The sequence below is a fragment of the Brevibacterium pityocampae genome, from assembly GCF_039541555.1.
GTDB classification, from domain to species: Bacteria; Actinomycetota; Actinomycetes; order Actinomycetales; family Brevibacteriaceae; genus Brevibacterium; species Brevibacterium pityocampae.
In genome coordinates this window covers 78,471-101,371 of sequence record NZ_BAABGL010000015.1, presented here as the reverse complement: position 1 = coordinate 101,371, position 22,901 = coordinate 78,471, and the positions used below count along the sequence as shown (strand labels likewise).

The following is a 22,901-nucleotide window of genomic DNA, read 5'->3' as shown; positions in this document are numbered from 1 at the left end:
GAGCAGAAACACCCGCATCGCCATGTGAGCGCCCCGAGCAGGAACGGCTGCATCGCCAAGGTGAGCAGCGCCGAGGCTCGGGGGTTGGGCCGGATCGCGCGGGCGGTCCGGGCGAGCTCCATCGCCGAACGACTCCGGCCCCCTCCCGACCGTGTGGGTCGGGAGGGGGCCGGAACTGCAGTGCCCGGTTCGGTGGCCGGCGTACAGCTGACGCACGCGGCCGTCGGCCTGCGCTGTGCAGCCGGGCCGTTCAGCTGGATCAGCCTGTGCCGTTCAGCCGGACCGGATCAACCGAGCCGGATCAGCCGGTGCGGATCACTGTGCGGTCTTCCTCCGCACTGCCACGACGGCTGCCGATCCTGCGATGAGGAGCACGAGCGCTGCGGCGAGCGCGCCGGCGATCTCGGATCCGGTGCGGGGCAGCGATCCGTCGGCGCGGTCGTCGCGACCGTCGTCGTCCTGACCGCCGCGGCCGTCGTCGCCGCCGTTGCCGCCGTCACCGCGGTCGTCGTCGCCGCCGGGGCCGGGAGCCGGGTCGCTCGGCCGCGGGCTCTCGCCCCCGTCGTCGTTCCCGTCGTCCTCGTTCCCGTCGTCGCTGCCGTTGTCGTCGTCACCGGGGGCGTCGTCCTCGGTCACCCGGTAGGCGGCCTCGGCCGAGTGGACGAGCGGCATCGGGTTGTCGTCCCACCACTCCGACGCCGGGTCGGCGGTGATCCGTGCGGTGAAGGTGTGCTCGCCCGGCTCTCCCCCGCTCAGCGAGAACGGGATCTCCGCGCCCGCCGGGAGCTCGGTGACGAGCGCGGTGTTCGGCTGCTCGCCGGCGCGCTCGCCGAAGTCGGCGGTCACGCCCTCGGGCAGGGACAGGGTGATGAGGAACGGCCCTTCGACAGCCTCGGTGTTCGTCGACTCGATGACGTACTCACCGGAGTCGTCATCGGAGTAGCTGATGCCGACCTCCGCGGTGCCGTTGTGCACGATGTCGAGCGCGGCGTCGGCCTGACGCTCGTCGGTGTCCGGGCCGATCGGTGAGTTCTCGTTGAAGTAGCGCTCCCACAGCTCGAAGTCGGTGAGTCCCGACTGCTCGAAGGTGCCGTTGGCGAACGAGGTGAAGTTGTCGCCGCCGGCGGCGAGGAAGCTCAGCGTCGCGACGCGGTACTCCGCGTTCGGATCGATCTCCTCGCCGTCGACCAGCACCGAGAGCACCCGCTCGCCGCGGGGCGCCTCGGAGTCGTAGACCACGTCGAGCTCATCGGAGATGCCGAGGTGGAGGAACGGACGCGAGGCGCCCTCGGGCTGCCACTGCTCCTCGAACAGGCCGATGACGTCTGCGCCCGTGAGCGTCACGACGCCGTGGTCGTTGGCGAAGGGCAGCACTTGGTTGAGCTCGCCGACGGTGACCTCGCAGCGCTCCTCGCTGCCGAACTGATCGTCGCATTTGAGGTCGGTCCGCAGGCCGCCGGGGTTGGTGATGCCGAAGTCGGCCGGGGCGAGCTGCGAGTACCCGGTGCCCTGGGCGAGTGCGTCGGCGACGAGGTTGCCGAGCGTCGACTCCGCACCGCGGTCCTCACGGCCCTCCTCGGTGAAGGCGCGGGTGATGTCCTCGGTGATGGAGCCGGCGACTTCGGAGCCGATCTCCTTCGACTTCGCGACGGCCTCGTCGATGATCCGCTGGGCCTCATCGACGACCGGGGAGTCGTGGGTGACGTCCTCGGTGGGCAGGATCTCCTGCGTGTCGACGGTCCAGGTGCCGTCCCCGGTCGAGGTGAGGACGAGCTGTCCGACCGCCTCGCCGTAGTAGCCGGACTGGAGCAGCGGGCGGGTGCGCTCGGTGCCGGGCACGGGCGCCTCGAACGCGAAATCGGTGTGGGAGTGGCCGAAGAACATCGCGTCGACCGACTCGTGGCCCTCGGTGGCGAGCGTGCCGAACTCGGAGTTCGAGGCGACGGCCGCATCGAGGGACGAGGTGTCGCTCGGGCCGAGGTGCGCCTGCACGACGGTGAGGTCGGGGCGCTCGGCCTCCGGCAGCTCCTCGAGCTCGCCGGCCACGCGGTCGACGGCGGCGGTCGGGTCGCCGAAGTCGAGTCCGGCGATCCCGTCGGGGCTGACGAGGGACTCGGTGTCCTCGGTGACGACGCCGATGACCGCCACGCGCACGCCCTCGACGTCGAGCATCGTGTGGGACTCGAGGCCCGGGGCCACGTCCTGCGTGCCCTCGGTGTAGACGTTCGCAGCGAGGTGCGGGAAGTCCGCGGTGTCGCTCACGCGGCCGGTGAGGTCGTCGATCCCGCGGTCGTACTCGTGGTTGCCGGTCGCGGTCGCGTCGAGGCCGATCGCGTTGAGGAACTCGAGCGTCGGGGTGTCCTGCTGGGAGGACGACTCGTAGGTCGAGGCGCCGATGTTGTCGCCGGTCGACAGCAGCGCGGTCCCGATGTCCGCGTGGGCGGCCCGCTCGCGCTCGACGACCGAGGCGACGTTCGCGCCGGTGCTGTCGAGGCGGCCGTGGAAATCGGTGATGCCGAGGAGCTGGATCTGCGTGCCGGCGGGTGCCTCTGCGAGCACGGGGACTGCTCCGAGCGGCAGGACGAGGCCGGCGGCCGCGGCGGTGCCGACCGCGAGCCGAGCGGTGATGCGTCTGGTCATGTGGTGTCTGCTTCCGGTATCCGGCCCGCGCGGTGGCACACGGGCGAACGAACGTCAGGTCTGCATCCACTCTGCCCCACATCCGGCCGGGCGATCGGAAAAACTGTATGAATTGCACATGAAACACGGAGGATCGGATGTCGGCACGCATAGCGCTGGACCGGCAGACGTGGGCCGGGCAGAACCGGCGGTCAGGTGCGACGCGCGCGGGTGCGTTCGGCCCGGGCGGCCCATTCCTCGGCCGGCGGGTAGCCGACCTCCTCGAGGACGAGGCCGTGCGGGGGCATGACGAACATCGGGCCGAGGTCGGTCTGCCCGGCATCGGCTCGCGCGAGGAGCTCCGCCGGCCGGGTCTCCGGCCAGGACCCGGAGCCGACCTTGACGAGTCCGCCGACGAGCGCGCGCACCATGTGGTGGCAGAACGCGTCGGCGCGCAGGCCGATGACGATCACCCCGTCCGAGTCGCGCGCCAGGTCGAGGGCGAGGAGCGTGCGCACCGTCGTCGCGTCCGGGCGCGGCCGGCAGAACGGGAGGAAGTCGTGGAGGCCGAGCAGCTCCGCGGCCGCCCGGGCCATCGCGGCCTCGTCGAGAGTGCCGCGATGGGCGACGGTGGTGTCGAGTGCGAGCGGGTCGTGGAAGGAGCGGTCGTCGGCCAGCCGGTAGGTGTAGGCGCGCCAGGTCGCGGCGAACCGGGCATCGAAGTCGGCGGGCACCTCGGCCGCGGTGTGGACGACGACGTCGGGGCAGGCGAGGTGTCGCAGCGCGCCGCGCAGCCGGCTGGCGAGCGCGACCCCGGTGGGCCGGTCGGAGCGGCCCCGGAGGCGCACGAGCGCGGGGTCCGTGAGGTCGAGGTGGACGGTCTGGCGGCGGGCGTGGACCCCGGCATCGGTGCGCCCGGCGACGACGGTGCGGACGGGCTCCCCGCAGACGGTGGCGAGCGCAGCCTCGAGGCTGCCCTGCACCGTGCGCAGGCCCGGCTGGGTCGCCCAGCCGTGGAATTCGGTGCCGCGGTACCCGAGCTCGACCCGGAACCGGGTCACAGCTCCTCGCTGAGCCGACCGGGCCGGTAGTCCTCGTCGATCACCCGCAGCGCGTCCTCGGAGGAGTCGAGCGGGTCGAGGGTGAGGTCGGAGTAGCGGATGGGCTCGCAGGGGCGGAAGAAGCCGCGGAGCGGGGCGGACAGCGGGAGGGCGCGGCGTTCGTGAAAGCGGTCCACGTTGCGATTGTAGTAGCGGGCGGCGGCAGCGATCCTGCCCTCGATCGCGATGATCTGGCTGTAGAGGTAGCGCAGGGTCTCCGTCACGGACTCCTCCTGCGAACCCGGGGGCGGGGCGGCGGTTCCGCGGAGCTCGGCGTGCACGGCTGCGGCCAGCCCGGCGGTGGCCTCGGTGAGGGCTTCCTCGGCGGCACCGATCCGGTCGCACTCGCCGGCGTCGAGGCTGCGGCGGGCGGTCGCGAACGCGGTGGTGAGCTCGTCGAGTGCGGGAACGTCCCCGAGGCGCGAGCGGGTCGCCTCGACGAAGGGCGGGATGAGGATGTGCCGGTCGGCGATGTCGGCGGTGAGCTGACGGCGCCCCTCGGCGCACAGGTCGGCCGCGAGGCTGAGCTGGTTGTACCGCAGCAGCAGCCGCACCAGCACCGAGCCCGCCGCCGCGAGACCCGCGACGGCGACCGTGATCATCACCCAATCCACTGCAGTGCTTCCTCATGGTCGTGCTCGACGGGTGCCGCACGGTCGTCACCCTGCGGACCCGGGCGGACCGGTCGTTCTGCTCCGCCGAGCGCCAGTTTACCCCCGGTTCACTCCCTGTCCTCCCGGACGTCGTTCGGGCAGCACGGGGAGGACATTCGGCCATCTGCGCAGCATGCGCCGGCCACCTGGAGGTCGGTTCGGCCCCAGGATGTCGTCTCGGATTGGTCGACGCGTCACCCGCGGGGGCGCTGCCGGTCACTGAGCCCTGCGAGGGTCGGGGAATGTGAGAGTCGCTATCGCCGCTGAATCGTTCCTGCCCCAGATGAACGGGGTCACGCACAGTCTGCTGCGCGTCCTCGACCACCTCGCCGAGCGCGGGGACGAGGTGCTCGTCATCTCCCCCGGGTCCCGCCATGACCGCCCCCGCTCCGTCGCCGGGGCCCGTGTGGTGCGGGTGCCGTCCTTCGCGATGCCGAAGTACCGCAAGGTCCGGGTGGCGCCGGGCGGAGTGCCCCGGATCCGCCGCCTGCTCGAGGACTTCGAACCCGATGTCGTGCACCTCGCCTCGCCGTTCGTCCTCGGCTGGCGGGCCGCGCTCGCCTGCCAGGACCTCGGGCTGCCTTCCGTCGCGGTCTACCAGACCGAGGTGCCCGCCTACGCCGCGCGCTACGGCATGCGCGGGATCGAGGCGATGCTGTGGAACCACGTCCGCAACATCCATCAGCACTCCTCGCTCACCCTCGCCCCGTCGACCTACACCGTCGCCCAGCTCGAGGACCACGGCGTCGACAACATCCGCCTGTGGGCGCGCGGGGTGGACTCCACCCGGTTCGACCCCACGCACCGGTGCGCGCAGTGGCGCGCCCGCATGGCGCCGGGCGGGGAGAAGATCGTCGGGTTCGTCGGCCGGCTCGCCGCGGAGAAGCAGGTCGAGGACCTCCGCGCGCTCGCCGACCTGCCCGGCATCCGGCTCGTCGTCGTCGGCGAGGGACCGCAGCGCCGCCGCCTCGAACAGCTCCTGCCCGCGGCGCACTTCACCGGGTTCCTCGGCGGGGACGCACTCGCCCAGGCCGTCGCCGGCTTCGACGTCATGGTGTCCCCCGGCGAGCTCGAGACCTTCTGCCAGACGATCCAGGAGGCGATGGCCTCGGCCGTGCCGGTCGTCGCGCCGGCCCGCGGCGGCCCGCTCGACCTCGTCGACTTCTCGCGCACCGGCTGGCTGTACGAGCCCGGCGACCTCGCCGCGATGCGCGACCACGTGCGCGACCTCACCGGCGACGAGTCGAAGCGGTTGGCGTTCGGAGCCACCGCGCGGGCGACGGTGCTCGGCCGGACGTGGAAGAGCGTGTGCTCCCAGCTCGTGGGCCACTACGCACATGCGATCGAGAACCCGGCGCCGCAGGTCATCGGCCGCTCGTACTCCGGTGCGCCCCGCTGGGCCCAGGAGCGCGTGGGCTGAGCCGGAGCATGGGCTGAGCCGGAGCATGGACTGAGCAGGCGCGTTGGTTGAGCAGGCGCGTGGGTTGAGCTCGAGCCGCCGCGGGCCGTCGAGTCGGAGCCGCGCCGAGCTGTCGCCTCTGCTCGATCTCCCCGTCGAACTGTCACGCACGCTCGATTCCTCGAGGTGTTCTCGAGCAGCAGTGACAGGTCGACGGCCGTACGCAGGGTCTGCACGGCGGCCGGCGCCTCCGGTGCACGTTCGTGCAGCGTGCGTCCGTGCGGCGTGCGACAGTGGGGGCATGGAGGAGTTCAGCCGGCTGCCGGTCCGCCGCATCGAGGAGCACCGCCGCGCTCCGCTCGCGCGCACGGTGTGGCCGGCGACCCTCGCCCCGGTGCGGCAGCTCCTCGACGAGGGCCTCGACCTCGGGCCCGTGACCGTGCTCGTCGGCGACAACGGGGCCGGCAAGTCGACGCTCGTCGAGGCGATCGCCGGCGCCTTCGGGCTCAACCCCGAGGGCGGCACGCACTCCGCCCGCCACGCCAGCCGCCCCACGGAGTCGCCCCTGGCCGAGCACCTCCAGCTCGTGCGCGGCGCCGGCGCCTCGAAGCGCGGAGTGTTCCTCCGCGCGGAGACCATGCACAGCCACTTCACGTACCTCGAGTCGCTCGGCGGCGGGGACGCGGGACTCCACGAGCAGAGCCACGGCGAGTCGTTCCTCGACTACATCACCAGCCGTGCGTCGATCGCCGGGCTGTGGCTCCTCGACGAGCCGGAGTCGGCGCTGTCGCTGCCCAGCTGCCTCGCCCTCATCGGCGTGCTGCGCGAAGCGGTCGCCGCGGGCTCCCAGGTGATCCTGTCGACGCACTCGCCGATCCTCGCCGCGCTCCCCGGGGCACGGCTCTACGAGGTCGGCGAGTGGGGGCTGCACGCGAGCAGCTACGACGACCTGCGGCTCGTGCAGGACTGGCGGCTGTTCCTCGACGGCCCCGAGCGCTTCCTCCGCCACATCGATTGAGCGTCGCATCGACCGAACCCATCGAGCTGTCACGTGTGCTCGGCCCATCCATCGAGCTGTCACTTGTGCTCGATCTGCGGCCCGGATCTCGAGTAGAAACGGCAGGTCGACGTGGCGATCGAGCAGAAACGGCAGGTCGATGAGGCTGCTGCGGATGAATGGGCTTCGGCTGCGTCAGGGGCGTCTGGTGCTTCAGGGGCGTCTGGTGCGTCAGGGGCGTTCGGGGTCGGGGTCGCCGAGGCCGCGGGCGTCGAGCGCGCGGCCGGTGTCGGTGGCGTACTTCACCGCGCCGAGCAGCACCGGCACCGTGCGGGCGCGCAGATTGCGCTCGAGGCCGCGGGCGCGCGCGGAGTCCCCGGTCACCGCGGTGAGGTCGGCGAGGTAGGCCAGGCTGCGGACCATGAGGGCGGCGGTGAGCGCCACCCGGTCGGGGTCGACGCCGAGGAGGCGCAGAGGCCGGGCGAGCGCGGCGAACACCGCGAGCAGGACCGCCACCGGGGTGGTGAGCATGAGGAGGCCCGCGGCGAGCACGCAGGCGAGGATCGTCGACACCACCCGCAGCGCCGTGACGGGGTCGGAGAAGACGAGGTGGAACACGACGATGAACGCGACGATGAGCCACACCCGCCGCACCGGCGACACGAGCTCCCGCAGCGGGATCCGCGCGCTCGTCCCGAGAAGGAGCACGAGGCCGAGCGAGGCGAGGCTCACCCACGGACTGCGGGCGAGCAGCACGACGAGGCTGAGCGCGGCCAGGCCGGCGAACTTCGCTCCGGCCGGGGTGCGGTGCAGCCACCCGTCGCCGGGCAGGTACCGGCCGAGGAACTGCTGCCGGCGTCTCACGGACGGACTCCGCGCTCGCCCGCGGCGCGCCTGCGGTACTCGGCGATGACCTCGGCGGGCGGCCCTTCGGCGGCGACCCGGCCGTCGTCGATGAGCACGGTGTGCGCGGCGTCGGCGGCGACCTCGAGGTCGTGGGTGGAGACGACGAGGCGCATCCCGCGCCGGGCGACGAGCCCGCGCAGGGTGTCGCGCAGCAGCTCGCGGTTGCGCAGGTCGAGCAGGGTGGTCGGTTCGTCGAGCACGAGGATCTGCGGGTCGACGGCGAGGACGGAGGCGAGCGCGACGAGCTGCCGCTGACCGCCGGAGAGCTCGTAGACGCTGCGCCGCGCGAGCTCGGCCACCCCGAGCTCGGCGAGCACGGCCAGCGCCCGCTCCCGTCGCGGGCCGGGCCTGCGCACGGTGCGGCGCAGGGAGAGCTCGACGTCCTCGATGACGGTGGGCATGACGAGCTGGGCGGCGGGGTCGGTGAACACGAAGCCCACGCGGCGGCGCACCTCGGGCCCGTGGGTCACCGGGTCGAGGCCGTCGACGCGCACCCGGCCGGTGTCCGGCAGGACGAGGCCGTTGAGGAGCTGGAGCAGCGTCGACTTGCCGGAGCCGTTCGCCCCGATGATGCTCACCACCGGCGCGTCGAGGCGCAGGGTGATGTCGTGGAGGATCTGCCGGTGGACCGGCGTGCGGGAGTCGGCGCCCGTGTCCCGGACGCCGACACCCACCGCGTCGAGTGCGATCACCGGCGTCCGAGGAGCTGCGGGAAGGCCCGGTGCACGGTGGCGGCGAGCCCTCCGGCGACGAGGTTCTTCACGACGTCCCCGGGCCAGAACGGCATGTCGAAGACGAGCGCCTCCGGCAGTCCGACGCCGAGGTTGAGCGACATCCCGAGGATTCCGAGCGGGTGGACGACGAGGAAGCTCACGAGGAGTGCGCCGAGGCTGAGGACGAGCCACAGCTTCGGGCCGCGCAGCCGGGCGAGCGCGAACTTCGCGACGAGCCCGCAGCCGAGGGCGAAGAACGGGAAGGCGACGATGTAGCCGGCCGACGGTCCGGCGAGCACGCCGAGGCCGCCGGAGAACCCGGAGAAGATCGGCAGTCCGACGAGGCCGAGCACGACGTAGAGCGAGGCCGCCGCGAACCCGCGCAGCGGGCCCAGGCACAGGCCGCACAGGGCGAGCGCGAGGGTCTGCAGGGTGATCGGCACGCCCGCGCCGCCGACCGGGATCGGGGGCAGGGCGGCGAACACGGCGACGAGCGCGGCGAACACCGCGACGAGGGCGAGGTCGGCGGCGCGCCAGCCGCGCTGGGCGGTGCCGGAGCTCGGGGCGGGTGCGGTGGTGGTGTCGGGCATGAAGGTTCTCCTGTTCGGACGCTGGTCTCGGAACAGCGTACCTGAACAGTGTTCAGGAGAGTATTCCGGCCACTCCCGGCCCTTCCACCGGCCGCCCGGGGCTCCCGCTCGGCCCCGGAGGTTCTGAGCCTCGGCCGCCGGTCGCAGCTCAGCGGAGTCCGCTCACTCCCACTCGATGGTGCCCGGGGGCTTCGAGGTGACGTCGAGGACGACGCGGTTGATCTCGTCGACCTCGTTGGTGATCCGGTTCGAGATCCGGGCGAGCGTGTCGTAGGGCACGCGTGTCCAGTCCGCGGTCATCGCGTCCTCGCTCGACACCGGGCGCAGCACCACGGGATGGCCGTAGGTGCGGCCGTCGCCCTGCACGCCCACGGAGCGGACGTCGGCGAGGAGCACGACCGGGCACTGCCAGATCTCCGCGTCGAGACCGGCGGCGGTGAGTTCCGCGCGGGCGATCGCGTCGGCGCGGCGGAGGATGTCGAGGCGCTCCTCGGTGACCTCGCCGATGATCCGGATCGCCAGGCCGGGACCCGGGAAGGGCTGGCGCGAGACGATGACCTCGGGCAGGCCGAGCTCGCGGCCGATCGCGCGCACCTCGTCCTTGAACAGCGCACGCAGCGGTTCGACGAGAGCGAAGGTGAGGTCGTCGGGCAGGCCGCCGACGTTGTGGTGGCTCTTGATGTTCGCCGTGCCCGAGCCCCCGCCGGATTCGACGACATCGGGGTACAGGGTGCCCTGGACGAGGAACTCGATGGCCTCCCCCGCGCCCTCGGCGGCCTCGGCGACGAGGTCCGCGGCCGCGCCCTCGAAGGCACGGATGAACTCCCGGCCGATGATCTTGCGCTTCTCCTCCGGGTCGCTCACCCCGGCGAGCGCACCGAGGAAGGTGTCGACGGCGTCGACGGTGACGAGCCGCACGCCGGTGGACTGCACGTAGTCCTCCTCGACCTGCTTGCGCTCGTCCTGGCGCAGCAGCCCGTGGTCGACGAACACGCAGGTGAGCTGGTCGCCCACGGCCTCGTGCACGAGCGCGGCGGCGACCGCGGAGTCGACCCCGCCGGACAGTCCGCAGATCACCTGCTTGTCGCCCACCTGCTCCCGGATCCGGGCGACCTGCTCGGCGATGACGCTCTCTGAGGTCCAGTCGGTGCTGAGCCCGGCGATGTCGCGGAGGAAGGTCTCGAGCACCTGCTGACCGTGCTCGCTGTGGAGCACCTCGGGGTGCCACTGGACGCCTGCGCACCGGCGCGCCCGGTCCTCGAAGGCCGCGATCTCGGTGCCCGGCGTGGTGGCGAGCACGGTGAATCCCTCCGGCGCGCGGGACACGGAGTCGCCGTGGGACATCCACACGGTCTGCTCCCCCGGCTGCCCGGCGAGCAGCGCACCGGGCTGGGTCACGGTCAGCGGGGTGGAGCCGTACTCGCGCTTGTCGGTGCGCGCGACCGCACCGCCGAGCGAGGTCGCCATGATCTGGAAGCCGTAGCAGATGCCGAAGATCGGCACGCCGAGGTCGAACACGCCGAGGTCGAGCGCCGGGGCACCCGGCTCGTTGACCGAGGAGGGCCCGCCGGACAGCACGATGGCCAGCGGCTTGCGCGCGGCGAACTCCGCCGCGCTCGCCGAGTGCGGGATGACCTCGGAATAGAGGCCGGCCTCGCGGATGCGGCGGGCGATGAGCTGGGCGTACTGAGCGCCGAAGTCGACGACGAGGACGGGCGGCACCGCGGTGACGGCCGGCGTGCCCGCCGCACCGGGCGAGGTGGTCTCCGACGCGGGCGCAGGTGTGCTCTGAGGAGTGGGGGTCATGGGGGTCATCCTATCCGGGGCAGGGAGGTCAGAATTCGCCGCGGGGAGCGACGACGACGGCGTCGTCGAGCTCCTGCTCGGCCTGCCGGTGGACCCGGCGCTCGACGATGAAGGACATCACCGGCACCACCCCGGCGAGCGCGAGCACGAGGAGCCGACCGAGGGTCCAGCGCATCTGCTGGTTGAGCCAGAAGCAGGAGATGAGGTAGACGACGTAGCACCAGCCGTGGCTGATCGCGATCGCCGCGGCGAGGTTGAAGCCGCCGAACATCAGCGCGGTCTCCGGGTCCGCGGCGATGAGGTACTTGTAGATCATCTCCACGGTGAGGACGAGGAGCAGCGTGCCGGTGATGAATGCCATCACGCGGTAGAACCGCAGCGCGCTGCGCGCCGAGGTGAAGCGCTTGACGGTCCAGACGGCGTCCTCGTCGAAGTCCGGGCGGGCGTCTTGCGGGTCAGTCACCACGGGTCGTGTCCTTCGGATTCGGGTGCGGTGCGGTGGGAGTACCGCGGCCGGAATGGGTGGGGCCGGGTGCGGCAGGCCCCGAAGCGGCGGCGGTGCGTTCGGGGCGGAGCTCGGATTCGCCCGCGGCCTTGACGACGACGTACTCCACCGGCCCGGCCTCGGCGGCGCGAGCGCGCTGGGTGACGTAGGCGTCGCGGAGCAGCCGCCACCAGATGTAGAGGGCGAAGGCGGCGAACACGAGCCATTCGACGGCATAGGCGGCGCTCTGCAGATCGAGGCCGCCGTCCTCCTGCTTCTCCAGGGTCACGAGGTCGAGGCCACCGGTGGCGGCGGAGGCACCGGGGCCGGTGTCCTGTTCGGGGAACACGATGCCGGAGTAGGAGTAGACATCGAAGGCGTTGACGAGCTGCGAGGTGGAGACGGTGCGCACCTGGCCGGCGGGCAGGTCCCGGGTGTCCTGCGGGGCGTCGACGGGACCGATCCGGCCGACGATCGTCGTCTCCCCGGAGCTCGCCCGGGACTCCATGGCGGTCTGCTCGTCCGCGGTCCAGCCGCGGAGCACGGGGACGGCGATGTCCTTGTCCGGCTCGCCTTCGACGACTGCCTCCTCACCGAGCCGGGCGCCGTCGGGGACGAACATCGTGACGACCCAGAAGCCGTCGGCGCCGTCGAGCAGCCGGTCCGGGACGACGACCTGGGCCTCGGGCAGATAGTGCCCGCTCAGCTCCACCCGCTGGTCGAGCCGGAAGGACGGCAGCGGCACTTGGGCGGCCATGACGGAGTTGAAGTCCTTGACCTCGTCGACGTCCTGCGCGGAGAGGACCTCGTTCTTGTGCTGCGCGCGGTTGACCTGCCAGGCGGACAGGCCGACGAAGGCCGTGACGAGCACGAGCACCAGGGCGAGGAACCCCAGCCAGCGCGGGGTCAGGGCCAGACGCAGCACCGGTCACATCTCCGATTGCGGCTGGTACGGGGAGACGACGACGTCGACCCGCTGGAACTCCTTGAGATCGAGGTAGCCGGTGGTCGCCATCGCCCGACGCAGGGCGCCGGCGAGGTTGACCTCGCCGTTCGCGGTGGTGCCGGGGCCGAACAGGAGCTGTTCGAGCGGGGCGACGCTGCCGACCTCGACGCGGTGGCCGCGCGGCAGCTGGGAGTGGTGCGCCTCCGCACCCCAGTGGAATCCGCCGCCCGGCGCCTCCGCGGCGCGGGCGAGCGCGGTGCCGAGCATGACGGCGTCGGCACCCATCGCGAAGGCCTTGACGATGTCTCCCGAGGTGTCCAGGCCGCCGTCGGCGATGACGTGGACGTAGCGGCCGCCGGACTCGTCCATGTAGTCGCGGCGGGCGGCGTGGACGTCCGCGATCGCCGAGGCCATGGGGGCGTGGATGCCGAGCGTGCGGCGCGTGGTGGCCGCCGCTCCCCCGCCGAACCCGACGAGCACGCCGGCCGCGCCGGTGCGCATGAGGTGGAGGGAGGCGGTGTAGGTCGCGGCCCCGCCGACGATCACGGGGACGTCGAGCTCGTAGATGAAGCGCTTGAGGTCGAGCGGCTCGGTGTTCGTCGACACGTGCTCGGCGGACACCGTGGTGCCGCGGATGACGAAGAGGTCCACCCCGGCGTCGACGACGGTGCGCCAGAACTCCTGCGTGCGCTGCGGGGTCAGGGCGCCGGCGACGGTGACCCCGGCCTCGCGGATCTCCGCGAGGCGGGCGGTGATGAGCTCCGCGCGGATCGGGGCGGAGTAGATCTCCTGCATGCGCGCGGTGGCGCGGTCCGCCGGGAGCGCGGCGATCTCGTCGAGGTGGGGCTGCGGGTCCTCGTAGCGGGTCCACAGGCCCTCGAGGTCGAGCACGCCGAGCCCGCCGAGCCGCCCGAGGGCGATCGCGGTGGCCGGCGAGGCGACCGAGTCCATGGGGGCGCTGATGAAGGGGAGGTCGAAGCGGTAGGCGTCGATCTGCCACTCGAGGGAGACGTCCCTGGGGTCACGCGTGCGCCGTGCCGGGACGACGGCGATGTCGTCGAGTGAGAAGGCCCTGCGGCCCCGTTTGCCTCTGCCGATCTCGATTTCGTTGCTCACCCTTCCAGGGTATCCCAGGGCCCGGACACGGCTTCCAGCGCCTGCTCAGGTCGAGGCCGACCGGCCCCGCGGGGTCCGGCCGGCGGCCTTCCCCGGGTGGGCGAGCAGGCGGATGATCGCGCCGATCGCGAGCGCGACCGCGGCGAGCCCGATGAGCGCGAGGCCCCAGCTCGGCTCGGGGACCTCCATGCCGCCGATCGGCAGGCCGTGCTCCTCGTCGAATCCGTCCCACATGATGACGAACTGGTCCGCCGCCGACACCGTGGAGATCGCGCCGAAGATGAGCATCAGGCTCGCGGTCCCCGCGAGCCACCCCCAGGCTCGGGAGCGCAGGCCGAACCACGCGAGGACGGCGCAGGCCACGGTGAGGAGGAACCCGGGGATGAGGAGGAGGCCGCCGGACGAGGCGACGGCCGCCTCGGCGAGGCCGAAGTCGCTGCCGGCGAAGTCGCGGTTCGGGTAGCGGAGCACCGGGAGCGGGACCGCGGCGAGCTGGATGAGCAGTGCGGCGGTGGCGGTGATGCGGGCGATCCAGATCATGGTTCCACCCTGTCGCACCCCGGGGTTGCACACGTGACCGCGCTGTCACCGTTCGGGAACACGGAGGCGTGCGCGGCCGCCGAGTGGCGACGGGGCCCCTCGGCGACCGCGGGATCGCTGCACCCCTCAGCAGCGGGGCGCATCCCAGCTCTCGCGGACGTGGGCGGCGGCCCAGAAGTGCCATTCGTACACGGTCGCCTGGCGGAACGCGGCGGCCATCGCAGCGCGCACCTCGGGACCGGCGGACCGGGCCAGGTCTTCGTAGATCGCGACGGCCCGGTCGACGGAGGAGTCGAACTCCGGGGAGTCGTAGGTCTCGATCCACTCCCGGTAGGGGTGCTCGCCCATCCCCTCCCCGACGCGCGCAGTGAGGACCTTGCCCATGTGGGCGTAGACCCAGAAGCACGGGAGCACGGCCGCGACCCCGACCTCGTAGGGCGCGGTCGCGGCCTGTGCGATGAGGTAGGAGGTGTAGCCCAGGGTGGTCGGCGAGGCGGTGGGCACGCCGGTGCCGTCGGTGAGCGCGGTGACGTGCGGGCCCAGGCGGTCTGCGCCGAGCAGCTGGGCGTGCATGAGCTGCTCCTCATGGACGGCGAGTCCGGCGGCCTCGGCCCAGAAGCGGGTCTGCTCCTGGGTGGCGGCCCTCGAGGCGAGGATCGTCATCGCCTTCGCGTAGCCGGCGAGGTAGATCTCGTCCTGGAGGATGTAGTGGGTGAACACCCGGGCGTCGAGCGTGCCGGCGGCGAGCTCGGCGAGGAACGGCAGGTCCTCGATCGCGCGCAGGGTGTCGGCTGCGGAGTCCCAGACCTCCTGCGAGTGCGGGCCGGAGTGGTAGGTGCGGGTCATCGGTGCGTCTCCTGATGGTGTGCGGCATCACCGGCGGCGGTGCCGGTGGCGGGCGTCGGCTGCGAGTGATGTCGGGGTGTCGGGGTGGGAGTGGATCAGGTGCGGAGGTCGACGAGGTGGTCGACGGGGCCGTGAGAGCCCTCCGGGTCGTGGGCGAGGTCCCATTCCGCGCCCGAGGCGATCGCCCGGCCCAGGTAGTCGAGCGCCGGCCCGACGGCGTCGGCCATGTGGTCCGCCGCCGGTGCGGCGGAGTCACCGTGGTGGGCGTGCGCGAGGCCGGCGGCGATGGCGGCCGACAGCGTGCAGCCGGTGCCGTGGGTGTGGGGCGTGTCGAGCCGCGGGTGGGTGTATTCGGTGAGCTCGGGGCCCGTGTCCGTGCCGACTGCGAGGATGTCGACGAGCTCACCGGATGGCAGGTGCCCGCCCTTGAGGAGCACGGCGCGGGCCCCGCGGTCCAGCAGCTCGCGGGCCTGGGCGCGCATCTGCTCCGGTGTCCCGGCTTCGGGCACGTCGTCGCCGAGCAGGAGCGCGGCCTCGGGCAGATTGGGGGTGATGAGGTCGGCCAGCGGCAGCAGCAGGGTGCGCACGGCGTCGACGGCGTCCGCATCGAGGAGCCGGTGGCCGGACTTGGCGACCATGACGGGGTCGACGACGAGGCGGCCGGGCCGGCGGGTGCGGAGCTCTTCGCTGATGAGTTCGACGAGGCCGCGGGTGCCGAGCATGCCGATCTTCGCGGCGTCGACGGGCATGTCGTCGAACACCGAGGCGATCTGGTCGGCGACGAAGTCCTCATCGATGCCGTACACGCGGCTCACCCCGTGGGTGTTCTGCGCGACGAGCGCGGTGACGACGGAGGTGCCGTAGGCGCCGCGCGCGGTGAAGGTCTTGAGGTCGGCCTGGATGCCGGCGCCGCCGGAGGGGTCCGTGCCGGCGATGGTGAGTGCGACGGGCGGGCGCATCAGGCCTCCTGCCCGGAATCGGCGGGCCGGCCGGGAACGGCGGAACGGGCGGGGGTGCCCGCCCCGGGGTCTCCCGCGGCCCGTCCCTGTGCGAACGCGACGCGGATCTCCTGGGCCGCAACGCGCGGATCCGGTGCGGCGCAGATCGCGGAGACGACGCACACGCCGATCACCCCGGTGTCGGTGAGCTCGCGGGTGCGCTCGGCGGTGATCCCGCCGATCGCCACGCAGGGCAGACCGGCCTCGGCGACGAGAGTGCGCAGGCGTGCGGGTCCGATCCCGGCCGGGGCGTCGGCCTTCGTGCTCGTGTCGTATACCGGGCCGACGCCGAGGAGGTCGACGGCCCCGGATTCCCGGGCCGCGGCGAACTGCTCGGGCGTCGCGGCCGAAAGCCCGATGAGCGCATCGGTCCCGAGGGCCGCGCGCACCTCGGCGGGCGGCTCGTCGGACTGGCCGACGTGGACGTGGACCTCGTGGCCGGCGGCACGCAGCACGCGGGCGACGGCGACCCGGTCGTTGACGAACACCGGGATCGGGCGGGTGATCGACTCGGCCTCGCGCACCTCGGCGATCGCGGCGAGGACCTCGAGGGTGAGCTCGTGGAACTCCGCGTCGCTCGCGTGCTTGTCGCGGATCTGGATGATGCCTGCTCCCCCGGCGACGGCCTCGGCGACGGTCGCCGCGACGGTCCGGCCGGCGTCCGTGCACTGCCGGGTGTCGGTGACGAGGTAGAGGGACGGGTCCGTGCCGACGGGCAGGTGCGGGGCCGGCGCGCTCATGCGGGGACCTCGACTGCGGCGGCGGTGATCTCGACGGCGGCGAGCTCGGAGTCGGTGACGGAGTAGAGCGCGTCGAGGAAGGCGACGGCGAAGCTGCCCGGTGCCTGCGCGACCTGCCCGGCCTTGAGCCCGGCGGCGGCGAAGTGGGCGTGCGCGGCGACGACCGCCTCGAGCCCGGTGGGGCCGGTGATCGGCAGGCCGGCGGCCTTCGCGGCGGCGAGGTAGGCGGCGGTGACGGCGCCGAGCGAGCAGCCGGTGCCGATGACGAGCGGCATGAGCCCGTGCCCCCCGTGGACGCGGACCACTGTCGCGGTGCCTGCATCGTCGCCCGGTGCGGCGCCGGGTTCGGCGAGGACGATCGCGTCGACCTCGCCGGAGATCGCGACGACGCCTCCGGTGGTGGCCGACAGCGCCGAGGCGGCGGTGATGACGTCGTCGACGGCGTCGGTGGCGTCGACCCCGCGGCCACCCAGGCCCATCCCCGCGAGTGCGGCGACCTCGGAGGCATTGCCGCGCACGGCGGTGGGGTGCTGGGCGGCGGCGGCGCGGATGCGACTCGTGCGGTACTCGACGCCGCCCACGCTCACCGGGTCGAGGACCCAGGGGGTGCCGGCGGCGTTCGCGACCTCGATCGAGGCGTCGGCGGCGAGGAACTGGTGGGAGGAGGCGGTGCCGAAGTTGATGTTGATGCCCGACGCGATCGAGGCGAACTGGCCGGAGTCGGCCTCGTGGTCGAGCATCGCCGGAGAGGCGCCGATCGCCAGCAGCACGTTCGCCGTGAACTGCTGCACGACGGTATTGGTGATGCACTGGATGAGCGGCGTGGTGGTGCGCACGCGCGCCCGTGCGGCGACGATGTCGAGGGCATTCGAATGAGGCGTCTGCATGACGATCCCTTCGCTAGAGTTATCCAGATCAGGTTCGATGGGTGTGATCTCAGCCGATTCCCCACGGTCCGGCTCGGGCCGGTCCGCAGGTGCTCAGCACCCCATGTCACTGACGCTCACCCTAGCAAGTTCTGGCACCTCTCGCTGGCCGGGCGGCCGGGCCGGTTAGGATCGCATCCAGGCGCACCCGTCTCACTGGTTAAGCACAACCAGAATCGGGCCAGCCGCCCGAACCGAGAAAGAGGAACCGATGAGCGACGTCCTGTTCAGCAATGCCGAGCCCCTCGAGGGGTCCTTCACCGCGATGATGGAGCTCGAGGAGATCGACACGAACATCTACCGCGCCGGATACGTCTTCGAGGAGCCCTACGCGCTCTACGGCGGCCAGGTCGCCGCGCAGTCGCTGCTCGCCGCTGCACTCACCGTCGAGGACGGCCGCCCGCCGCACTCCCTCCACGGCTACTTCCTGCGGCCCGGCAACGCCGCCCAGCCCACGGTGTTCCAAGTGTTCCGAGACCGCGACGGCCGCTCCTACTCCGCCCGCCGCGTCATCGCGCTCCAGGGCGGCAAGGTCATCTTCAACATGTCGGCCTCGTTCACCAGCGGCACCGACAGCCCCGACCTCCAGAGCACGACCGCCGCCCAGGGCACGGAGATCCGGATGGGCGAGCCCACTCCGATCCCCCGCATGTTCTCCTTCGAGGGCCGCAGCACCGACCAGGCCTTCGAGGTCACCGACTACCCGGTGCGGTTCTGGGGCCGGTGCACCGAGGACCTCGGCGACTCCCCGCTCATGCACTACTGCGCTCTGGCCTACCTGTCGGACATCTCGAGCGGGCTCGGCGCCTTCAACACCGACGAGTACAAGTCGGGCTCGAGCCTCGACCACTCCCTGTGGTTCCACCGACCGGTGAACATGAACGAGTGGGTGCTCACCGACTTCGCGCCGCGCTCCGCCGCCCGCGGCCGCGGCCTCTACACCGGCGACATGACCACCGCTGACGGCACCCTCGTCGCCTCGGTCGCGCAGGAGGCGCTGTTCCGCAGGGTCCGGTGAGCACTCTCCAATGAGCACAGCCCGGTGAGCGCCGTCCTGCCTGCGGCACGGCCGACCCCACCGCACCCCTGGGCGCACGAAAGCGGCCCCTGCACGCGCGTGCAGGGGCCGCTTCCATTCATGTTCCGGTGGACCTCAGCCCACGGGGGCGTCAGCGCACGGTGTAGTTCGGCGCCTCGACCGTCATCTGGATGTCGTGCGGGTGGCTCTCCTTGAGACCGGCGGAGGTCAGGCGGACGAACCGGCCCTTCGAGCGGAGATCGTCGATGGTCCGCGCGCCGACGTAGAACATCGTCTGCCGCAGGCCGCCGGTGAGCTGGTAGGCGACGTTCTTGAGCTCGCCGCGGTAGGCGACCCGACCCTCGACGCCCTCGGGGATGAGGTCGGTGTCGGTGGCGACGTCGGCCTGGAAGTAGCGGTCCTTCGAGTACGACTTGCCCTTGCGCGGGGCCATTGCTCCGAGCGATCCCATGCCGCGGTAGGCCTTGTACTGCTTGCCGTTGACGAGCACGAGCTCACCGGGGCTCTCGTTGCAGCCGGCGAGCAGGGAGCCGAGCATGACGGATTCGGCGCCGGCGACGAGCGCCTTGCCGATGTCGCCGGAGTACTGGAGGCCGCCGTCGCCGATCACCGGGACGTTCGCCTCGGCCGCGGCCTGGTAGGCGAGGTGGATCGCGGTCACCTGGGGCACGCCGACGCCGGCGACCACGCGGGTCGTGCAGATCGAGCCGGGGCCCACCCCGACCTTGATCGCGTCCGCGCCGGCGTCGATGAGCGCCTGGGCGCCCTCGCGGGTGGCGACGTTGCCGCCGATCACCTGGACCGCGGAGAACGCCGGGTCGGACTTCAGCGTGCGGATCATCTCGGTCACGCCGCGCGCATGGCCGTTGGCGGTGTCGACGACGAGCACGTCGACGCCGGCCTCGGCCAGCAGGCCCGCCCGGTCGAGCGCATCGCCGTAGAAGCCGACGGCCGCGCCCACGCGCAGGCGACCCTCGTCGTCCTTCGTGGCGAGCGGGTACTCCTCACTCTTGACGAAGTCCTTGACGGTGATGAGGCCGCGGATGACGTTGTTCTCGTCGACGAGCGGGAGCTTCTCGACCTTGTGCTCGGCGAGGATCTCGAGCGCACGCTCGGGCTGCACGCCCACGGGCGCGGTGATGAGCGGCATCTTCGTCATCGTCTCGCCGACCGTGGCGGTGGCGTAGTCGCGGCGCGGCACGAAGCGCAGGTCGCGGTTGGTGACGATGCCGAGCAGCACGTCGTTCTCGTCGACGACGGGCAGCCCGGAGATCCGGTACTGGCCGCAGATCTCGTCGAGCTCGGCGAGCGTGCGGTCGGCGGTGATGGTGAGCGGGTCGGTGATCATGCCCGACTCGCTGCGCTTGACGTAGTCGACCTGGTCGGCCTGGTCCTCTTTGCTGAGGTTGCGGTGGAGGATGCCGATGCCGCCGATGCGCGCCATCGCGATCGCCATGCGGGATTCGGTGACGGTGTCCATCGCCGCGGACACGAGCGGGATGTTGATGTCGATCTCGCGGGTGAGCCGGGTGCGGGTCGAGGCCTCGGAGGGGATGACGTCGGTGTCTCCGGGCAGCAGCAGCACGTCGTCGTATGTGAGTCCGGTCAGGGAGAACGGGTCTCCGGCCGCCCTGAAGTGTTCTTCCACATCACCCATGAATGACCTCTTCCACGCGCTCGACTTCGGTATCGGCCATCCTATGCCGTCCCTCCGATTCCGGGAACAGCACGAGGCGCCCGCCCGCTGTGATGCTGGGCACCCGCACGCGTCACGGCGGGAACGCGCCCCGGCCGCGCGGACCGCTCCCGAGGCGCACGCCGGGACCCAGCGGCGGCCCTCTTCGCGCCGTCGCAGCGTCCGGGAATCAACCTTCCGGTTGATGTGCCGGCCCCCGCCTGCGGACGAGCATGGAGACATGCTCACACCCGCTATCGTCTTCATCACCGCAGCCCTCCTCTTCTACACCGCCGGCGTCTGGGCCGAGCACCTCAAGAAGGAGCTCCGCTGGTCCCACGTCGTCCTGTTCGCCCTCGGCCTCGTCTGCGATGTCACCGGTACCGAGCTCATGCGGCGAATCGCGGCCTCCGGCGGCGCCGACTTCTCCGGCTCGACCGCCGGCATCCTCACCTCGGTCATGGCGATCACCGGGGCCCTCGCGCTCGTCCTTATGGCGGTCCACCTCATCTGGGCGATCGTCGTCATGATCCGCGGCACCGAGCAGGCCCGCGCCACCTTCCACCGGTTCTCGCTCATCGTGTGGGCGATCTGGCTCGTCCCCTACTTCACCGGGATGGCCGGTGCGATGATCGGCTGAGGCGCCCCCGCCTCGGCATCGCCCCCGGCGGGCCGCCTCGGGACCGGGTCGGGCGACCTTCCCTGGGCGGCGGTCCGCGCGTACACTGCGAGCATGACCTCGCCCGATGCCCGCGCCTTCGCCTCCGCCCCGGATCTCACCGGCGAGCGCGTCACCCTCACACAGCTCACCCCCGCCCACGCCGAGGCGCTGAGCCGGGCGGCCGGCGAGCTCACCTCGACCTGGGTCACCTCGGTGCCCACCGCCGAGGCGATGCCGGCGGAGATCGACCGGCGCCTGGGCCTGCAGGAGCAGGGCGCGATGGCGCCGTTCACCGTGCTCGACGGCGGCACCCCGGTGGGCATGTCGACCTATATGAACATCGATGCGGCCAACCGGCGCCTCGAGATCGGTTCGACCTGGCTGTCGCCGGCGGTGCAGGGCACTCGGGTCAATCCCGAGGCCAAGCTGCTCATGCTCTCCCGTGCGTTCGAGGAGCTCGACTGCATCGCGGTGGAGTTCCGCACGCACTTCCACAACTTCCAGTCGCGCGCGGCGATCGCCAAGCTCGGTGCCAAGCAGGACGGGGTCCTGCGCTCGCACCAGCTGTTCAACGGGGTGCTGCGCGACACCGCGGTCTACTCGATCATCGCCGCCGAGTGGCCGACGGTGAAGCTCGGGCTCGAGCACCGGCTCGCGCGCCTGAGCTGACTCCTGGCGGGTTCAGGCCCGGTACGGCATCGCGGCAGAGCTCCGCACCCGCAGGCCCTGGGCCAGGCCGGGGCCGCGCACACAGACGAGCGCGGCCGCCGGCACGCACGCCGCGAGCACGAGCAGACGGCCGTGTGTGGGCGGACCCAGGCCGATCTCGAACGCGATGACGGCGAACACTCCGCTCACACCCAGCCAGCCGAGCAGGCCCAGCCAGGCCCCGGGGTGCGGGAACGGGAACACGCTGAGGAGCACGAAGAACCGGCGCGGGGTCACCGTATCCGAGGTCGGGACCCGGCTGTCGCCGGTGGGCCGGTACTCGGGGAGGGCTCGGCGGACCACCGTGCTGCAGCGGCCGGCGAGGATGCGGCGGTCGGGGTGGTCGGGGTGCCGGGCCGTTCACCATCTGACCACGGTGTCGGGGAGACGGCGACGCAGGCGCTGGACGAGTCCGATGCCGGCGGCGCAGAGGAGCACGCTCACCGGCACGCACACCGCGAGGAACAGGAGGCCCCCGGCACTCGGTTCGCGCAGTCCGAGCCAGATCGCCACGCCGATGTACCCGCCGCTGAGCCCGAAATAGCCGAGCAGTGTGAGGACCATCCCGAGCCAGGGTGCGGATGCGGGGACCATGACTGCGAACGGCGCCGTCGCCATGAGCACGAAGAACGCGCAGGAGATCATCGCGGCGGTGAAGTACATCGCCGCGGTGTAGAACAGGCCCACCGGGTGGTGACCGACGAGCTCGGCGAGCTGCCCGGTCTCCGGGTGGAGGGTCCCGATCCACGGCCACAGGACGCTCGAGGCGGTGAGGATGACGGTGCCGAGCAGAGCGGATACGAGGAGGAGCGGGAACAGCCCCTCGCTCCGGAACCCGGAGTCCTCGCGCTTGTGCTCGGCCATGAGGAACGGGAACATCCACCCGAACACCGCTGTCATGATCGCCGCGAACAGACCGACCTCGGTGATCTCCTCCCACTGCTTGTCCTTCATGAGGCCCGACGAGGTGGCGAAGACGATGAAGGCGGCGAGCGCGGTCACCATGACGGAGAGGATGACGTTCCGGCCGAGGTCGTGACCCCAGGCCGGGGTCCGGGTGTCGTCGTGTGCTCGGGGCTTCACGCTTCTGCCCGCACCGTGACCGTCCGGTTCGCGAGCCGGCGCGGGCAGCGGGATGCGGTCCGCCGAGCCCCGCCGGTCAGGAGGCCGCCGAGGCGAGGGAGTGCGGTGGCCCGACCCGCGCTGCTGCGATGGAGATCCGTGGGGCGGAGCGATCGCGGGTGGTCCCGGGGGCCGCGGGGGCAACGGCACAGAGGGGTGCGAGCCGGGAACGCCCGGACTGCGACCGGGCACGGGCCCGGGTCGACCCTGCCGCGGACGTCGGGTTGGGTCCGGGTGCGAGGGCGGTCCGTGGCGATCGGTCATGCGTCCAGTATTCCGTGTGGGGCCGGCTGTGGTGTGGCGAGGGTGTTGCGGAT

General features: G+C 72.1%; 23 protein-coding genes and 1 riboswitch. Of the genes, 5 read left to right on the top strand and 18 right to left on the bottom strand.

Features of this window, described 5'->3' with window-relative positions; all coding sequences use genetic code 11:
* Positions 1 to 315 precede the first annotated feature (315 nt).
* The 3 genes from ABD883_RS10295 to ABD883_RS10285 all read right to left on the bottom strand — a co-directional run bounded on the left by ABD883_RS10295 (position 316) and on the right by ABD883_RS10285 (position 4,321).
* Positions 316 to 2,640: a bifunctional metallophosphatase/5'-nucleotidase gene (locus ABD883_RS10295; RefSeq protein WP_345031899.1), complete on the bottom strand. Its 2,325-nt coding sequence runs from the start codon at positions 2,638 to 2,640 to the stop codon at positions 316 to 318.
* A 191-nt stretch (positions 2,641 to 2,831) separates the two neighbouring features.
* The gene (gene truA, locus ABD883_RS10290) at positions 2,832 to 3,680 is read right to left on the bottom strand and encodes a tRNA pseudouridine(38-40) synthase TruA (protein ID WP_345031897.1); all 849 of its coding nucleotides are present in this window, start codon (positions 3,678 to 3,680) and stop codon (positions 2,832 to 2,834) included.
* Complete coding sequence (locus tag ABD883_RS10285; protein WP_345031895.1) at positions 3,677 to 4,321, bottom strand: LemA family protein; 645 nt, start codon at positions 4,319 to 4,321, stop codon at positions 3,677 to 3,679. Before ABD883_RS10285 ends, truA begins: the two co-directional genes overlap by 4 nt.
* Positions 4,322 to 4,616: 295 nt before the next feature.
* Here ABD883_RS10285 and ABD883_RS10280 point away from each other — a divergent pair, with 295 nt between their 5' ends.
* Positions 4,617 to 5,792 (top strand): glycosyltransferase family 4 protein, encoded by a 1,176-nt coding sequence (locus ABD883_RS10280; protein ID WP_247423099.1) that lies wholly within the window; start codon positions 4,617 to 4,619, stop codon positions 5,790 to 5,792.
* A gap of 280 nt (positions 5,793 to 6,072) precedes the next feature.
* The gene (locus ABD883_RS10275) at positions 6,073 to 6,789 is read left to right on the top strand and encodes an AAA family ATPase (protein WP_345031891.1); all 717 of its coding nucleotides are present in this window, start codon (positions 6,073 to 6,075) and stop codon (positions 6,787 to 6,789) included.
* A 210-nt stretch (positions 6,790 to 6,999) separates the two neighbouring features.
* Here ABD883_RS10275 and ABD883_RS10270 read toward each other — a convergent pair whose 3' ends face one another.
* From ABD883_RS10270 to thiM, 12 genes are all read right to left on the bottom strand, one after another.
* Positions 7,000 to 7,632: an energy-coupling factor transporter transmembrane component T family protein gene (locus ABD883_RS10270; RefSeq protein WP_345031889.1), complete on the bottom strand. Its 633-nt coding sequence runs from the start codon at positions 7,630 to 7,632 to the stop codon at positions 7,000 to 7,002.
* A complete protein-coding gene (locus tag ABD883_RS10265) occupies positions 7,629 to 8,366 on the bottom strand; it encodes an energy-coupling factor ABC transporter ATP-binding protein (protein WP_345031887.1) in 738 nt (245 codons plus the stop codon). The genes ABD883_RS10270 and ABD883_RS10265 overlap by 4 nt, the downstream gene beginning before the upstream one ends.
* Positions 8,363 to 8,977, bottom strand: a complete 615-nt coding sequence (locus ABD883_RS10260) for a biotin transporter BioY (RefSeq protein ID WP_265808311.1) — start codon at positions 8,975 to 8,977, stop codon at positions 8,363 to 8,365. Before ABD883_RS10260 ends, ABD883_RS10265 begins: the two co-directional genes overlap by 4 nt.
* Before the next feature lie 162 nt (positions 8,978 to 9,139).
* Positions 9,140 to 10,792 carry a glutamine-hydrolyzing GMP synthase gene (guaA, locus tag ABD883_RS10255; protein ID WP_345031885.1) on the bottom strand — a complete coding sequence of 551 codons (1,653 nt, stop codon included), beginning with the start codon at positions 10,790 to 10,792 and terminating at the stop codon, positions 9,140 to 9,142.
* Between the two features lie 19 nt (positions 10,793 to 10,811).
* Positions 10,812 to 11,246, bottom strand: coding sequence for a DUF3817 domain-containing protein (locus tag ABD883_RS10250; protein WP_247423110.1), 435 nt, complete (start codon positions 11,244 to 11,246; stop codon positions 10,812 to 10,814).
* Positions 11,239 to 12,192, bottom strand: coding sequence for an SURF1 family protein (locus ABD883_RS10245; RefSeq protein ID WP_247423112.1), 954 nt, complete (start codon positions 12,190 to 12,192; stop codon positions 11,239 to 11,241). The genes ABD883_RS10250 and ABD883_RS10245 overlap by 8 nt, the downstream gene beginning before the upstream one ends.
* Before the next feature lie 3 nt (positions 12,193 to 12,195).
* Positions 12,196 to 13,329 carry a GuaB3 family IMP dehydrogenase-related protein gene (locus ABD883_RS10240; RefSeq protein ID WP_265808312.1) on the bottom strand — a complete coding sequence of 378 codons (1,134 nt, stop codon included), beginning with the start codon at positions 13,327 to 13,329 and terminating at the stop codon, positions 12,196 to 12,198.
* Positions 13,330 to 13,374: 45 nt separating this feature from the next.
* Entirely contained in the window at positions 13,375 to 13,869 is a 495-nt protein-coding gene (locus ABD883_RS10235) for a hypothetical protein (protein WP_345031880.1), read from the bottom strand.
* 126 nt (positions 13,870 to 13,995) lie between these two features.
* Positions 13,996 to 14,715 (bottom strand): TenA family protein, encoded by a 720-nt coding sequence (locus ABD883_RS10230; RefSeq protein ID WP_247423120.1) that lies wholly within the window; start codon positions 14,713 to 14,715, stop codon positions 13,996 to 13,998.
* 95 nt (positions 14,716 to 14,810) lie between these two features.
* Positions 14,811 to 15,674 (bottom strand): bifunctional hydroxymethylpyrimidine kinase/phosphomethylpyrimidine kinase, encoded by an 864-nt coding sequence (gene thiD, locus ABD883_RS10225; RefSeq protein ID WP_345031878.1) that lies wholly within the window; start codon positions 15,672 to 15,674, stop codon positions 14,811 to 14,813.
* Positions 15,674 to 16,453 carry a thiamine phosphate synthase gene (gene thiE, locus ABD883_RS10220; protein WP_345031876.1) on the bottom strand — a complete coding sequence of 260 codons (780 nt, stop codon included), beginning with the start codon at positions 16,451 to 16,453 and terminating at the stop codon, positions 15,674 to 15,676. Before thiE ends, thiD begins: the two co-directional genes overlap by 1 nt.
* On the bottom strand, positions 16,450 to 17,340 hold the full coding sequence (gene thiM, locus ABD883_RS10215; protein WP_345031873.1) for a hydroxyethylthiazole kinase: 891 nt from the start codon (positions 17,338 to 17,340) through the stop codon (positions 16,450 to 16,452). The genes thiE and thiM overlap by 4 nt, the downstream gene beginning before the upstream one ends.
* A riboswitch (TPP riboswitch) is annotated at positions 17,328 to 17,454 on the bottom strand. It overlaps the preceding gene by 13 nt.
* Before the next feature lie 136 nt (positions 17,455 to 17,590).
* Here thiM and ABD883_RS10210 point away from each other — a divergent pair.
* Complete coding sequence (locus ABD883_RS10210; protein WP_345031871.1) at positions 17,591 to 18,397, top strand: acyl-CoA thioesterase; 807 nt, start codon at positions 17,591 to 17,593, stop codon at positions 18,395 to 18,397.
* 151 nt (positions 18,398 to 18,548) lie between these two features.
* On the opposite strand, the gene guaB is transcribed toward ABD883_RS10210, so the two are convergent.
* Positions 18,549 to 20,075 (bottom strand): IMP dehydrogenase, encoded by a 1,527-nt coding sequence (gene guaB, locus ABD883_RS10205; protein WP_295690295.1) that lies wholly within the window; start codon positions 20,073 to 20,075, stop codon positions 18,549 to 18,551.
* Positions 20,076 to 20,334: 259 nt separating this feature from the next.
* Between guaB and ABD883_RS10200 the strand changes: the two genes are divergently transcribed.
* Positions 20,335 to 20,733 carry an HsmA family protein gene (locus ABD883_RS10200; protein WP_247423131.1) on the top strand — a complete coding sequence of 133 codons (399 nt, stop codon included), beginning with the start codon at positions 20,335 to 20,337 and terminating at the stop codon, positions 20,731 to 20,733.
* 93 nt (positions 20,734 to 20,826) lie between these two features.
* A complete protein-coding gene (locus ABD883_RS10195) occupies positions 20,827 to 21,423 on the top strand; it encodes a GNAT family N-acetyltransferase (protein ID WP_247423133.1) in 597 nt (198 codons plus the stop codon).
* Positions 21,424 to 21,435: 12 nt separating this feature from the next.
* Here ABD883_RS10195 and ABD883_RS10190 read toward each other — a convergent pair whose 3' ends face one another.
* Entirely contained in the window at positions 21,436 to 21,765 is a 330-nt protein-coding gene (locus ABD883_RS10190; RefSeq protein WP_295690298.1) for a hypothetical protein, read from the bottom strand.
* Positions 21,766 to 21,822: 57 nt separating this feature from the next.
* Entirely contained in the window at positions 21,823 to 22,545 is a 723-nt protein-coding gene (locus ABD883_RS10185) for a hypothetical protein (RefSeq protein WP_247423137.1), read from the bottom strand.
* Positions 22,546 to 22,901 lie beyond the last annotated feature (356 nt).

What these genes read in the sequence shown, in the direction of transcription:
- ABD883_RS10295 (WP_345031899.1), bottom strand. Translation starts at nt 2,640, where the DNA reads ATGACCAGACGCATCACCGCTCGGCTCGCGGTCGGCACCGCCGCGGCC.
- ABD883_RS10285 (WP_345031895.1), bottom strand. Translation starts at nt 4,321, where the DNA reads ATGATCACGGTCGCCGTCGCGGGTCTCGCGGCGGCGGGCTCGGTGCTG.
- ABD883_RS10275 (WP_345031891.1), top strand. Translation starts at nt 6,073, where the DNA reads ATGGAGGAGTTCAGCCGGCTGCCGGTCCGCCGCATCGAGGAGCACCGC.
- ABD883_RS10260 (WP_265808311.1), bottom strand. Translation starts at nt 8,977, where the DNA reads ATGCCCGACACCACCACCGCACCCGCCCCGAGCTCCGGCACCGCCCAG.
- guaA (WP_345031885.1), bottom strand. Translation starts at nt 10,792, where the DNA reads ATGACCCCCATGACCCCCACTCCTCAGAGCACACCTGCGCCCGCGTCG.
- ABD883_RS10235 (WP_345031880.1), bottom strand. Translation starts at nt 13,869, where the DNA reads ATGATCTGGATCGCCCGCATCACCGCCACCGCCGCACTGCTCATCCAG.
- ABD883_RS10230 (WP_247423120.1), bottom strand. Translation starts at nt 14,715, where the DNA reads ATGACCCGCACCTACCACTCCGGCCCGCACTCGCAGGAGGTCTGGGAC.
- thiD (WP_345031878.1), bottom strand. Translation starts at nt 15,674, where the DNA reads ATGCGCCCGCCCGTCGCACTCACCATCGCCGGCACGGACCCCTCCGGC.
- thiE (WP_345031876.1), bottom strand. Translation starts at nt 16,453, where the DNA reads ATGAGCGCGCCGGCCCCGCACCTGCCCGTCGGCACGGACCCGTCCCTC.
- thiM (WP_345031873.1), bottom strand. Translation starts at nt 17,340, where the DNA reads ATGCAGACGCCTCATTCGAATGCCCTCGACATCGTCGCCGCACGGGCG.
- ABD883_RS10210 (WP_345031871.1), top strand. Translation starts at nt 17,591, where the DNA reads ATGAGCGACGTCCTGTTCAGCAATGCCGAGCCCCTCGAGGGGTCCTTC.
- guaB (WP_295690295.1), bottom strand. Translation starts at nt 20,075, where the DNA reads ATGGGTGATGTGGAAGAACACTTCAGGGCGGCCGGAGACCCGTTCTCC.
- ABD883_RS10200 (WP_247423131.1), top strand. Translation starts at nt 20,335, where the DNA reads ATGCTCACACCCGCTATCGTCTTCATCACCGCAGCCCTCCTCTTCTAC.
- ABD883_RS10195 (WP_247423133.1), top strand. Translation starts at nt 20,827, where the DNA reads ATGACCTCGCCCGATGCCCGCGCCTTCGCCTCCGCCCCGGATCTCACC.